Raw genomic sequence first — 14,907 nt, 5'->3', positions numbered from 1 at the left:
GGAGCACACGCGTGGTGGCCTGGCGTCAGAGGATCAGGTTCGGCTGGTGCAGCATGTTCAGGTTGATATCGCCACCCAGCACCACCACCGCCTGCAAGCTTGCGCCAGTGGACAAGCTTGAAGAATGGAAGATCGTTGCCTGGTTGGCATGGTCTGCATCCTTGAAGATCAGGAAGCCCTGGTCTGCCACGTTGGAGTTGGCCGCCACCCTCGTCACTGCCTCCTGCTGGGTCATCGCCACATTCTCGAAAATGATCACGTTCTTGTTGAGGTAATCAAATTGCGTGGGCGGGAAGCCGTAGAACTGCGCGACATTGACATTGTTGCCGAGGTGCGCAATGCCGGACAGGTCGATCTGGTCTCCACCCCAGACCGGGTCATTCAGCGTGAAGTTCAGGATCGTGTCGGTTCCATCCAGCAGTGAGTCGACCTTGACCACCGATCCCTGCTGCCAGCCCTGGATCGACATGTTGAGTGCCGTCAGGTCGATGGTGTCATTGCCGGCACCGCCGTTGAGAGTATCCGCACCCGGACCACCGATCAGGGTGTCGTCGCCAGCACCGCCGTAGATCGAATCGTTGCCCCAGCCGCCTTCAAGTCGATTGTTGGCGCTGCTGCCCGTTATGGTGTCGTTGTACTCGCTGCCGCGAATGTTCTCGATGTTGGTCAGGCGGTCGGCAGCGAAGCCGGCCACGGTAGCGTTGATATCCGCAGCGCTCAGATCAACCGCGAGCCCGGCTGTGGCGAACTGGTAGTTGACCGTATCGCCACCGGCGCCCTGGCCACCGCCATCGTAGACGTCACCGGCTACCGCGACGGGGTTGCTCGCGGTGCCGGCAGAGCCGAAGGAAACGAACATGTTGTCGCCGCCATCGCCGGTGATGTTGTCGTTGAAGTAGGTCGCCTGCACACCCTCGATGTTACGCACCAGGTCGTTGCCGGCGGTGATGCCGGCTCCGTAGGTGACGTTCGAGACGCTGAAGTAGCCGTTGCCATCCTTGGCTCCCATGTTGATCGTCACGCCGGCCGTTGCCTGCGCGTAGTCCACCATGTCGAAGCCGGCGCCGCCGTCCACGGTATTGGCGCCGCCGCCCGGACGGAAGATGTTGTTCTTGGCGTCGCCCAGGAACCCATCGTCGAAGTTGGTGCCACGTACGCGTTCGATGCGGATCAGCGTGTCCGTACCTGTGGAGCCGGTCACCGAAGCAACCGTACGTGCGGTCGCAGTGCCATTCACCAGGTCGACGTCTACACCGGCGCCTGTGGCATCGAGGTAGTCCGCCCAGTCGAGGTCGTTGGCATCGCCGCCGTTGAGGGTATCGTTGCCGCCGGTGAGGGTGTCGTTACCGGCACCGCCACGCAGCATGTTCGATTTTTCGTCACCCGTGATGCTGTCGTTGAAATTGCTGCCGAAGACCGCTTCGAAATGCACCAGCTTCTGGTTGATCGCCGCCACCGTCGCCGAAGCAGGCGTCCAGCCCGTGGCCGAGCCGTATCCGGTAAGGCTGTCGATGCCCAGGTTGACCGTCACGCCAGTGCTCTCCGCGCCCGCCACCGTAGTGGCGTTGCGGAAGTCGACCCAGTCAAACTGGCTCAACTGGTTGGCCAGCGCGCCCGGCAAGCTTGCATTGCCGCCGTCCAGCGTGTCGTTGCCGCCATTGCCGCGAATCGTGTCCGAGCCCTGGCCGCCCTCGATCCAGTTGTGATCGTTGCTGCCGACCAGTGCGTCGGCAAAAGCGGAACCGATGATGTTCTCGATGTTGAGCAGGGTGTCGATGGTTCCGGTGACGCCCGTGCCGTCGTAGGCACGGTTACTGCCCAGTGAGGTGGTGTTCCCGCCCGGCAGGTTGGCGCTGCCCTGCGAGAAGGCAACGGGTCCAAGGTTGACCGTAACGCCTTTCACCGACTCCTCGTAGATCACGGTATCGTAACCTGTGCGGCCATCGATGGTGTCGTTGCCGGAGCCACCCATGAACATGTCATTGCCCGCCGAACCGGACAGGCTGTCGGAGTAGATGCTGCCGGCCACGCCGGCGATGCCGATCAGCGTATCGGTGCCGATGTCGCCGTTGGCGCTGGTCGCCGTGCCTGCCAACAGGTCGACCGTCACAGCGGAGGTTCCGCCCGTGAGGTAGATCGCATAACCGGGGCCCGCCGTGCCATCCAGCGTGTCATTGCCGGCGCCGCCGATCATGTCGGTATCGCCACTGCCGCTGATCAGCGTGTCATCGCCATCGCCGCCATCCAGCGTGCTGAAAGCAGTACCACCGGTCAGCGTATCGTTACCGCCCTCACCGAACAGTTCAGCCTCCCAGTCACCGGCGGCCATCTGGTTCGGACCCGCATCGCCGTGCAGCTCGATCGGGCGCCACGTGGGGCCGGTTGTGGGCGTCAGCGCAGCCACCTGCACCGACAGCGGCGTGGTGTTACCGCTGAAGTCGAACACCAGGGTCTCCACATTCGACACCGTGTCGTTGCCGAAACCGTTGACCAGGTCGCTCAGGTCTTGCACCACCCAGCCGCCCATGCCGGTGAAAATCCTGGCCAGCACGGTGCTGCCTTGCATGACCAGGTTTGCATCTGCCTGCGCGTCATAAACCACGCTCAGGGAACCGCCAGCAGCCGTGGCTTTCAGCAGATAGCCGGCAACGTCATTGCCGGTGGCACCATCGATATGATCATTTCCGGCGTCGCCGACCATGAAGTCGTCGCCATTGCCGCCCCAGATGTTGTCATTGCCCATGCCGCCGTACAACAGGTCGGCGCTGAAGTTGCCCGATAGATTGTCGTCGCCGCCACCGCCGAGCAGCGTACTGCCAGCGAAACCTGCCTGAAGGTTGTCGTTGCCGCCGAGGCCCATCACTACCGACGGTCCATTGTCGCTCGCGGTCAGGTTGTCGCCATTCGCGCTGCCAAATATCAGCGGCACGTTGATGCGCGAATCCGACTGACCAAAGCGGAACTCAAGGTTCTCCACTTCGGTCACCGTGGCAATCACCGAGAAGTCGCTGAAATTCAGCACTTTCAGGACGCCGGCGTCATCCACGCTCAGGCGGTACATGTTGGTGCTTGCCGTCGCATGGAAGCCGGTTTCGTCCCAGTAACCGGTCTGGCTCTGGATCGCGGGCCCCGCAAGCCGGCCGGCCCCATTGACCATCTGGCCCGGCAGGTTGAACACCAGGCTATCGGTGCCGTCGCCGCCCACGATCGTGTCGCTGCCGCCGCCGATGAAGATGCGGTCGTTGCCGCCGCCGGCATTGATCAGGTCGTTGCCGCCCTCGCCAATGATCGCGTCAAAACCGGCATGGCCGGTGATGGTGTCGCTGCCGGTACTGCCGCGAATCAGGTAGCGCGAGGTCGTGCTGGCGTCGCCCGACACATCGATCGCGTCCGAACCCAGCGAACCCTGGACGAAGCGGTCCGGGTCGGTCGCCATCAGCGGGTCGGTGTAGGTGGCCGCCGCCTTGGTCAGGATCAGCGACTGCACATCGCTGTACTGGGCAACGCCATTCGTGTCCTTGAACATGATGTGGTACAGCAGGCCTTCGACGCCGGCCGGGTAAGCGGAACCGGCCGGAACGATCGAGGTCGCGCCTATCGTGCCGTCAGCCGCCACTGCCTCCACCTTGCGCACTGTGCTTGCGCCGGTGCCGGTGGAAGAGTAGCGCAGCGTGTAGCCATTGGCCGCCTGCAGCGTGGTAACGCCTGCCAGGTAGACCGGCACGCCCAGCATGTCGCGGTCGCCCAGTCCGCCAGTGACTCCCGCGAACGTGCCATCAGTCGGTGCCAGGGCCGGATCCTGCTCGTACGGCCCCAGCACATCGTTGCCGCCGGTACCGGTCGCTCCGGTCATGCTGTCGTAGATGTAGCCGCCGGCAGTGATGGTCGTGTTGGGACCCGCCAGGGTAAGGTCGGCCGCTTTGCCAGCCATCTGGCCATTAATCCAGAAAGGCTCGGTAACGGTCGCGCCGTTCAGGCTGATCTGGTTGATATGGTATTGGCCCGACATGCCTGGCTCGATCTGGTACTCGAACAACATGGATTGCTGCTGGTTGCCGACCACACCCTGGTAAAAATTGAACACCGCGTCAACCAGATGATGCGCGCCATTCTTGTCGACGATTTCCAATTGCAGCGTCGGCGTGCCGCCGCTGGTGTCGATCGTCACCGTATTGTTGAAGTGCACCTGGATGCGGATCGAATCCTCGCCAGCGACCAGCACTGCGCTGCTCTGGTCCACTGTCCAGTTGATCCCGGTGAGCGTACTGATATTTGGCACCTGGGATTGCAGCAAAGCAGTCGCGACCGACAGCGTCTCCGTCCCGGCAGCAAACGTCAGCGATTCGACATTGGAAAGATAGTCCGAGCCGAAGCCGTTGTTGACCCCGGCTGCGTCCTGAACCATCCAGCCACCCTGTTGCTGAGTGATCGTGGCCAGGGCCGTGCCTGCCTGGCTCACAACGAAGGCGCCCTGGACGCTATCGTACGCCCAGGTCAGTGGCCCCGTGCCGGCGCCGCCCAGCCCAAATATCACCGTGTCATTGCCAAGGCCCCCGTCGATCGTGTCGTTGCCGCCACCGCCTTCGATGATGTTGTCGGCTTCGCTGCCAGTGATGTTGTCGGAGAATGCCGATCCGCGCACATCCTCGATGGCGAGCAGCGTATCGGCCCCACCCTGGCCGTCGGATGCGGTACCCGGTCCATTCAACTGGAGGCTGACCGTTACCCCGCTGCTGGCATGGCTGTAGTCGACCAGGTCGCTACCGCCATGACCATCAATGGTGTCATTGCCGGCCCCGCCGACAAACACCTCGGTGACGTCGGTCCTGTCGGTGCCAAAGAAGGTGTCGCTGTACGCCGAGCCGATCACGCCTTCGATGCTGCGCAGCACGTCGGCGCGTTCGATGCCGTTCACCATCCAGCCGTCCGGAATGTCGGACAACTGCACGGTGACCGCAACGCTGCTGTTGCTGTAGTCAACCACGTCAATGCCGGCACCGCCCTCAATGGTGTCTGCACCGGTGCCGCCGTCGAGACGGTCGTTGCCATCGCCGCCGGACAAGGAATCGTCGCCGCTGCCGGCATTGATTGTGTCATCGCCGCCCAGGCCGCTGATGTTGTCGGTGCCGTCGCCGCCGTTAAGCATCTCGCCGGACTCGGTGCCGGTGATGACGTTGATGACATTGGGGCGGTTGTAGGACAAGCCGGAGAAATACACCGATCCGGATGGATTCTGGTCGTTGTAGACCTGGAAATCGCTGGCGCTATAGGCACCTTGCAGGGAAACCACCAGGTCAGCGCCGGCGATCCCGTCGAGCCCGAACTGGAGCGAGGTGGAGCCATTTCCCAGGTTGTAGACCGAGACCTGCCCTTGGGCGAGGTCCGTCATGTGATCCCCTGACAGGATGGTGGTCTGCAGTGCGTCCGCATACTGGTACCACAAGGACAGATTATCGCCATCACCGAAATCAAGGATCTGATCAACCTCGGCTGGAGAATTGGTCCAGGTGATGTACTGGAACGTATCGTTGCCACCACCGCCGGTCAGCGTATCGCTGCCGCCGTTACTGGTGATGACGTTGCGCCGGACATCGCCAATGATGTTGTCGGCGAAATTGCTGCCATTGACCTGGACTTCTTCGATATTGAGCAACTGATCGGTCCAGATCATCGACTCGGGCTGGAACGCGGTGCCGTTCGCAACGAATTCAATACTCCCGCCAGACCAGTAAAAATCGTAGATGGCCGTGTCGTAGCCTTCACCGCCGTCGATCAGGTCGCTGCCAGTATTATCCGGTCCGCCAGCCCCGAAGAAATCGTCGCCCGCGCCGCCCAGCAGTGTGTCGTCCCCTGCGCCACCGCCGAGGTTGTCGTTGCCATCGCCGCCTTCGAGGATGTCGTTCCCGTCCCCTCCGAACAGCCCGTCATTTCCGCCCAGGCCGACGATCCGGTCAGCCCCACCCGTGCCTTGCAGGTAATTGTCGCCGGCGTCACCGGAGATGAAATTCGGCGGCACATACCGGACGTACGCGCCGGTACCGCCCTCGAATGCCTGGAAGTCCGCTGCCAGGTAGCTGCCCTGCAGGTCGACCATGAAATCCGCGCCGCCCGTACCGTTGGTGCCGACATAGATGCGCGTGACATCATTCACCGGCGTACCGACCATCATCTGGCCAAGTCCCAGCGCGGAGGGGTCGTCGCCGTGCATGATGCTGCTGATGACCAGGCCCGACAGGTTGAGACTGAACCCGTCGCCCGCTTGCAGGTCGGTGATCAGGTCAATGCCGTGTGCCTGTGCCAGGTTGAAGCCGAAGGTATCGTCGCCATCGCCGCCGGTCAGGGTGTCGTTGCCGCCATTGCCCGCGATGTAGTTGACGCCGCCGTCGCCGGTCAGGCTGTCATTGCCGCTGCCGCCGACAATGTCGATCTGCTCGATGTTGATCAGCGTGTCGGTGCCGCCCAGCGCATTAAGCTGCGATGTGGTCACGCCGTGCAGGCCGCCACCGGCGGTGAAGCTCACTGCCGTCTGCAGCGTGCTGAAGTCGTACGCCGCCACGTCATGGTCGGCGCCGCCGTCGGCAATGTCACTGCCGCCACCATTACTGGTACCCAGGACGATGCGGTCGTTGCCGGCACCGCCGTTGAGCTGGTCGTTACCAGCGCCGCCCACCAGCGTGTCATTGCCGTCACCGCCGTTGAGCGTGTCATTGCCAGCCTGGCCTTCCAGCTGGTTGGCGTTGAGATCGCCGCTAATGCTGTCGTTGAAGCTCGAGCCGCGCACATTCTCGATGTTGAGCAACGTGTCCTGGTTGCCATAGCCGTCGTTGGAGGCAAGGGACTGGGACAGGTCGACAGTGACGCCGCCGATGGCGCTGCCGTATTCGACGCGGTCGGTCCCCGCACCGCCGTCGATCGAATCATTGCCTTCGCGGCCCTCGAATGTTTCCACCGAGATGGAATTGCTGCCAAGCAGGGTGTCGTTGAAAGCAGAACCGCGCACGCCTTCGATATTGCGCAGCGTGTCGATTCCTTCTACGCCATTCACCAGCACGCCATCGTGAGCGGTGCCGTCGCCCGCGCCGCCGAGCGTCACCAACACGCCTTGAGTGCTGGTTGTGTAGTCCACACGGTCGAATCCGCCCTGCCCGTCAATGGTGTCGTTTCCGCCGTCGCCCACAAAAAATTCGAAGTCGGTAACGCCGGGCTGATTGGCAGTGTTGCGACCAGTCAGCGTATCGGCGAATTTCGATCCGCGCGCGCCTTCGATGCTGACCAGGGTATCGGTGCCGCCCTGGCCGTCACTGGCCGTTCCTGCTTGCAGGTTGACGGTCATGCCCGTCGTTGCGTTTTCATAGCGGACGATGTCGATGCCGCCACCGCCGTTGATGGAGTCGTTCCCTGCCCCGCCTTCAAGCTGATCGGTGACATCGGTACGGTTGGAGCCGATGATGGTGTCGTTGTGAGCCGAGCCGCGCACATGGTTGATGTTGGTCAGCGTGTCGCTGCCAACGCCCTCGCCGCTGGCGGTGCCAGCCTGCAGGTTCACCGTCACCGGACCAGTCGCATTCGCGTAGCTGGCGCGGTTGCTGTTCTGCTGCGTCACCGTGTCGATGGCACCGCCGTCGATCACGTCATCACCGGCGCCGCCTTCGAACTGCTCGAACCCCATCCCCGAGCTGCCGGTGAGTGTGTCGTTGAATGCGGATCCCACCACAATGCTCAGGTTGCTCAGGGTATCGGTACCACCCGAGCCGTCGAGCGCAACGCCGGTCGCCAGATTGACGCTGACGCCGGCTGCTGCGCTAGCGTAGCTGACAATATTCAGGTCGGTGTTGTTGATCCTGTCGGTGATCGTGCCGCCGTCCAGGAGGTCGTTTCCGGCGCCACCAATCAAGGTGTCGCGCCCGCCACCGCCCAGCAGCGTATCGTTGCCGGCGCCGCCGACCAGGGTGTCGCTACCGCCACCGCCAACCAGGGTATCGTTGCCGCCACCACCGACCAGCGAGTCGTCACCGCCAAAGCCAGAAAGGATCGCGCCGCCATTGCCGCTTGCTGCAAGGCTGTCGCCGCTACTTGTGCCGAGTCCGGCCTGTACTGTGGTCGTTTCCGGATTGCCCGCCACATCCGTCACCGTGACGGTGCCAGTCACTGCTACAGCCTGGGCCCCCAGTGCCGTCGTGCCGTTAGCCGTGACCGTGCCGACCGAAGTACCGTTGATGCTGATCGAGCCCGCTTCGTTCGAGCCGACGACGATGCCGGCAGGGTCTGCCTGCACGGTGACTGTGGGCGCGACGGTATCGACATCGATGGCGTGGATGGCAGCGCCGCTGGTATTGCCAGCGGCATCGGTTGCAGTGGCGGACAGGGTTTCCGCGCCCTCGCCCATGGCCGTGATGTCGGCTGCCTGCAGCGTGTAGCTCCAGGCGCCGTTCGCATCAGCGGTAACGTCGCGCACATTGGCGCCGATCGTCAGGTGGACTGTGGCATTGGCTTCTGCAGTGCCGGTGATGGCGCCACCCAGCTCGCTGCCGTTGATCACGTTGTCGGTGGCAACTGCATTGATCGATGGCGCAACCGGTGCAAGCGTATCGACGTTGATGGCACGCGTGCCGGCCTGGCTGACATTGCCGGCAGCATCAGTGACGGTAGCAGAAAGCGTCTCGCCGCCCTCGCCCATGGCCGTGATGTCGGCTGGCACCAGCGTGTAGCTCCAGGCGCCGTTTGCGTCGGCGGTGACGGTGCGCACATTGCCGCCAATCGCGAGTTGCACAGTCGCGTTCGCATCCGCGGTGCCGGTGATGGCCGCAGCCTGCTCATTGGCGCTGATCACGTCGTCGCCAGCGACTGCATTGATTGCCGGCGTGCTTGGCGCAAGCGTATCGACGCTGATGGAGCGTGTGCCGACCGGGCTGGTGTTGCCAGCGGCATCGATGGCGGTGGCCGACAAGGTTTCCGCGCCCTCGCCCATCGCGGCGATATCGGCCGCCTGCAGCGTATAGCTCCAGGCGCCGCTCGAGTCAGCCTGTACGGAGCGAACGTTGGCGCCAATGGCCAGCAGGACCGTCGCGCTGGCGGGAGCCGTGCCGGTAACCGCAGTGGCCTGCTCGCTGCCGTTGATGACGTCATCGCCTGCGACCAGGTTGATCGTGGGCGCTGCCGGCGGCATTGTGGCGACGATGATGTCGCGCGTGCCGGCCTGGCTGATATTGCCGGCGGCGTCGCTGACGGTAGCAGAAAGCGTCTCGCTGCCCTGGCCCATGGCCGTGATGTCGGCTGCTTGCAGCGTATAGCTCCAGACACCGTTTGCGTCAGCGGTCGCAGTTCGCACGTTGCCGCCGATTGCCAGCTGTACCGTCGCATTCGCTTCCGCAGTGCCGGTAATCACGGCGTCCTGCTCAACGCTGTTGATCACGTTGTCAGTGGCAACCGCGTTGATCGATGGCGCGCCCGGCGCGACCGTATCGACATTGATGGCGCGCGTGCCGGCCTGGCTGACATTGCCGGCGGCGTCGGTTGCGGTGGCGAACAGGGCTTCCGGGCCTTCGCCCATGGCCGTGATGTCGGCCGCCTGCAGCGTGTAGCTCCAGGCGCCGTTCGAATCGGCCGTGACCTCGCGCACGCTGGCGCCGATCGTCAGGTGGACCTTGGCATTTGCTTCTGCTGTGCCAGTGATGACGCCGCCCTGCTCGCTGCCGTTGATCACGTCGTCAGTGGCGACCGTACCGATCGAAGGGGCCACTGGCGCAACCGTATCCACGCTGATGGCGCGCGTTCCGGCCAGGCCGGTATTGCCCGCTGCGTCGGTGGCGGTGGCGGACAGGGTTTCCGCGCCCTCGCCCATGGCCGTGATGTCGGCTGCCTGCAGCGTGTAGCTCCAGGCGCCGTTCGAATCGGCGGTAACGTCGCGCACATTGGCGCCGATCGTCAGGTGGACAGTGGCATTGGCTTCTGCAGTACCGGTGATGGTGCCGCCCTGCTCGCTGCCGTTGATCACGTTGTCGGTGGCAACTGCATTGATCGACGGCGCAACCGGTGCAAGCGTATCGACGTTGATGGCACGCGTGCCGGCCTGGCTGACATTGCCGGCAGCATCGGTGGCGATAGCAGAAAGCGTCTCGCCGCCCTCGCCCATGGCCGTGATGTCGGCTGGCACCAGCGTGTAGCTCCAGGCGCCGTTTGCGTCGGCGGTGATGGTCCGAATGTTGGCGCCGACGGTCAGCTGCACCGTGGCGTTGGCCTCTGCCGTGCCGGAAATGGCTGCGGACTGCTCGCCGGCGTTGATCACGTTGTCAGTCGCAACGGCATTGATGACCGGTGCGCCGGGTGCGGCGGTGTCGATCGTCACACTGTGGGTGTTACCGGCTGCGCTGACATTGCCAGCGGCGTCGATCGCCTTGGCGTTGAAATTGTAGGTCGTGCCGTTGCCCAGCGAAGCGGTAGTAAAAGACCACGCGCCGTTGGCATTGGCATTGACAACACCCAGCGAGGTCCCTCCATTGAACACTTCCACCCGTGCAAACGCCTCGGCGCTGCCGTTGATGGTCAGGGTCGGATCGTTGCTGGTGCCGCCGCTGATTACGGGGCCGACAATGCTGCCCAGGTCATCGACCGCGCTGGTGATGGCCGGGGCGCCGGGCGCGGTGGCGTCGAGGGTGAAGGTGCCGGTACGGATGGTCGTATTGCCGGCGAGATCGGTCGCCTTGAGCCGGACATTGTAGGTGCCATCGGCCGTGTAGGCCGGTGCGGTCAGCGTTTGCGGGCTGCCTGTTCCGACGACGTTGGTGGCCTGGAATCCATTGCCGTCACCAAGATCCACCTCGAGGCTGGCGCCAGCTTCCGCCGTAAACTGGATGGTCGGGGTCGACAGGTTGAACTTGCCGTCCCCCTTGATGCCGGTGTCGCTGGCATCGGTCAGCGCGAACGAGGTCAGGGTCGGCGCAACCGAATCGATCTCGACTTTCCTGGTAGTTGCTGCGCTAACGTTGCCGTTGGCGTCGGTGGCAACCAGGCTGAGTGTCTCAAGGCCTTGCCCCATGGCCGTGATGTCGCTGGCCTGCAAGGTGTAGCTCCAGACGCCGTTCTGATCGGCGGTCACCTCGCGGACATTGCCGGCGCCGAGGGTCAGGCTGACTTTGGCGCCGATTTCTGCGGTGCCGGTCAACTGGGTAGCCAGTTCGCTGGCATTGATGGCGCCATCGCCCGCGACCGTGCCGAGGGTCGGCACAGCAGGGCCGACGGTATCGATGCTGATGTCTCGCGTGGCCGCGCCGCTGCTGTTGCCGGCGGCGTCGCTTGCGGTAACGCTCAGGCTTTCCCCACCCTGCCCCATCGCCGTGATGTCATCCGGGGTCAGCGCATAGGTCCAGGTGCCGTTGCTGGCAGCGGTCACGGTCCGGACGTTGCCGCCCAGCGTCAGGTTGACCGTCGCGCCGGCATCGGCGAAACCGGTGATCACGCCAGCCGTCTCAGCGCCGTTGATGATGTCATTGCCGGCAACGAGATTGATCGAAGCCGCGTTCGGCGCGGTCGTGTCCACGGTCAGCGTGTACGCGGCGCTCATCGCGCCCTGGTTGCCGCCTGCGTTTTCCACCACGGCCTTGAAGCTGTGGGCGCCTTCGGTAACCGTCGGCATGTAGGTCCAGGTATTGCCGGACACTGTTGCATTGGCAAGACGCGTTGCGCCATCGTAGATCACGACCACATCGCCCTGCGCCAGCGTGCCGGTAATGGTCCCGGACAGGCTCGGGGTGGTGTCATTGGTGAGGCCGCCGCTGGCGATATTGCCGGTTCCCAGGGCCGCATTGTCGTCTGCGCCGGTGATCGCCGCCGATGCCGACGGTACGCTGGCGTTGACCAGTACGTTATAGGCAGCGCTGGCCGCGCCCCTGTTGCCTGCCGAGTCTTCGACGCGCGCAGTAAAACTGTGCGATGAATTTGTCAGCCGTGAGGTGGTGAACGACCAGGTGTTGGCAGTCACGGTCGCCGTGCCGAGCAGGACGGCGCCGTCATAGATGGCGACCACTTCGCCGTTACCCAGGCCGGCGGACAGCGTGCCGGACAGTCCTAGCGTGTTGTCATTGCTGGCGCCGTTGCTGGCGATGTTGCCGGTGGTGGGCGCTACATCGTCGACGGCGCCGGTGATGGCCGCCGTGATGGTCGGTGCTACCGTATCGATGAACAGGATGCGCGTGCCGGCTGCACTGGTGTTGCCGGCGGCATCGGTCGCCGTCACGGAAATGGTCTTGCTACCCTGGCCCAGCGCGGTGAGATCGCCGGCAACCAGCGTATAACTCCAGGCGCCGTTGCCATCGGCAGTGACCGTTCGGGTATTGGCACCGAGCGGAATTGAAATGCTGGCGCCAGCCTCAGCCACGCCGGAAATGATTGTGCCACTGGCTTCAGCCAGGCCGAGAATCCCGTCACCGGCGATCGCATTGATCGCTGGCGCGGCCGGAGCCTGGGTGTCGATATTGACGGTGACCGGCGCGGAAACCGATGCATTGCCAGCCTGGTCACGCAGGGTAGCGGTGATTCCGTGACTGCCTTCGCCGAGGATGGCGGTGGTGCTGACGTCCTTGTAGCCGGCTGCGATGTCGTCAGCAGTCAGCGTCACGACTGCGCTGATCTCGGCGCCGTTTTCCTTCAGCACCAGGGTATCGCCGGCAATCACTGCCTTGCCGCTGGTATCGGTGGTGTTGAAGTTGACGCGCACGGCTGGCGTGGTGTCGTTGGTGCTGGCTGCGGCGCTCGCCGTTGCGCTGTCCGGCGCGACGGTATCCAGGAACTGGCTTTGCGCTGCGCTGACGTCTGCCAGCGTGGTCGCACTGCCGATCTTGGTCGACGCATCCGCGATCGTGCTTTGCTGCGCGGCGGTCAGGGTGATGTTGGTCAGCATGCTGCTGACCGTGCTGGAGTCTGCGAGGTTGATCGTGGTGCCGCTGGTGTTGGCGGACTGGATGGTATTGGCGAGGTTGTCGATCACGGCACTGCCGTTAGCAGCATCGCCGCTGCTCGCCAGTGCCACCACGGTCGCCACCTGGGCCGCGGCTTTTTGTGCGGTCACATCGTTGGCGACGATGGGGTCGTAACTGGTCAGGCTGCCACCGTTGAGGTTCAGCCCGAGTGACGTCGCAACAGTGCTCGAAGCGCTGGCAATGGTGGCCGCATCAGCGGTACCGCCGGCGGCAACTGCCTTGTCGACGACGGCCTGCACCAGGGTCGTCAGCGGGTTGACCGTGGTCGAACCGGCCGGCGCCTTCAACGGCATGGTGTTGGCCACGCCGGTATCGACGTTGACGCCACCGACGGCAATGATGGTGCCAACCGGGGCACCGGTCGGAATGAAGAAATCACCGGTGTCGCTGGTCAGTCCGACAAAGAAATCGGTCAACTCGTCAGCGCTGCCGTTGTTGTTGGTGTCGATGAAAACCTTGGCGCCGCGCACATAGCCGTCGGCGATCTTGCCGTTGGTGAAGCCGACCGCATCGTTGCCGGCAGCATCCTGCACCGCATTGGCGTCATTGCCGACGGTCGGATCCGTGTAGGTCACATTGATCAGGCTGCCAATCGTCAGGGGGGTCGCCAGGGTCAGGACCACATTGGTGCCGACGACCGCGGCCGCCGTCACGACCACAGGCGCGCCGCCGTCGGTCACGGCAAAGCTGCCTGCCCCGGGCGGATTGGCGCCATCCAGCGCGCTATTGAACTGTACCGAGATCGAGGTTCCGGTAGCGGACGCTATCTTGACCACGGCCGGTGCCACCAGATCGACTGCCTGCACATTCTGCACAGCAACCGTATTGCCGTTGCCGGCGGCGTCCGTCGCTACCGATGCTGCGACGCCTACAGTCACATTCCCTTCAAGTGCGGCGAGCGGTGTCACCACCAGCCTGAATGTCTTGCCGTCTGGCGCTGCCGAGAACGCACCCTTGGTCCCGTTGGCGACCATGATGTCGCTTGCATCGAAGCCGGTCACCGCTTCATCGAAGGTGAAGGTGTAGGTGATGTTGCCGCCGGTGACGAAGGCTCCCCCATCGTCAGTGATGACGACGCCCGGCGCCTTGGTATCGACAGCCTGGGTCGACGTCGTTGCCGCCGTGCTGGCGACGCCGGTCGCGCCATTGGCTGCGCCAGCTGCCACGCCCACAGTGACATTGCCTTCGAAGCCCGCGGTCGGCGTGACCACCAGCGTATAGACCGTGCTGCTGACCGCGGTAAACGTGCCCTTGGTACCGTTGGTCACCGCCACGTCGGCTGCGTCAAATCCGGTCACCGCCTCGCTGAAGGTAAAGGTATAGGTAATATCGCCGGTGGCCGTGGCCACCTTGTTGTCGCTGATCGCCACGGTCGGCGTGGTAACCACTGCCGTCGCAGCAGCCTGCGTGGAGCTGCCCCCGCCCCCGCCGGCGGCAGCTGCGCCGACCACTGCGACGCCGGCAATCACGCCGGCCATGGAAACGGTTCCTGCCGCGGCCGCCACGGTTCCTGCCGCTACGGCACCCGTTGCACCCGCTGCGCCTGCCGCGCCCGCTGCACCGGCAGCACCCGCTGCGCCAGCCGATCCAGCCGTTCCTGCAGCAGCCCCGGCGCCACCCGCCCCGGCTCCGCCAGCGGCCGTCTCTGCCTGCGCCAAAACGATCGGCTCCTCGGCCATCCCCGATGCCGCCTCGAACACATCCTCGCCCAGCCCCGCCATGCCGTCCTGCGAAGCGGCGGCTTCCGCCTCCTCCTTCAGCAGTTTCTTGCGCAAGTCGCGGGTACGTGCAGCTACCTTGGGCTCGGATGCAAGCGCCGCAGCTTTGAACAAATCGAGCTGGATCAGCGGTTTTTTATCGGCGGACATGGGAAAAACTCCTCAATCAATAGGAAACGACAGCGAATACGGGAGGGGTGCGCACCAGAATTGTG

The 14,907-nt window shown here is 64.0% G+C and carries 1 protein-coding gene; it reads right to left on the bottom strand.

All coding sequences use genetic code 11. The features are described 5' to 3' along the window. Positions 1 to 25 precede the first annotated feature (25 nt). Complete coding sequence (locus tag FVE66_RS05540) at positions 26 to 14,842, bottom strand: Ig-like domain-containing protein (RefSeq protein ID WP_161993191.1); 14,817 nt, start codon at positions 14,840 to 14,842, stop codon at positions 26 to 28. Between the last annotated feature and the right edge of the window lie 65 nt (positions 14,843 to 14,907).

This window comes from Lacisediminimonas profundi, assembly GCF_008831265.1.
Taxonomy (GTDB): domain Bacteria; phylum Pseudomonadota; class Gammaproteobacteria; order Burkholderiales; family Burkholderiaceae_D; genus Lacisediminimonas; species Lacisediminimonas profundi.
Note: the sequence above shows the minus strand (reverse complement) of the source record. Positions and strands in the feature narration are given on the sequence as shown.

What these genes read in the sequence shown, in the direction of transcription:
- FVE66_RS05540 (WP_161993191.1), bottom strand. Translation starts at nt 14,842, where the DNA reads ATGTCCGCCGATAAAAAACCGCTGATCCAGCTCGATTTGTTCAAAGCT.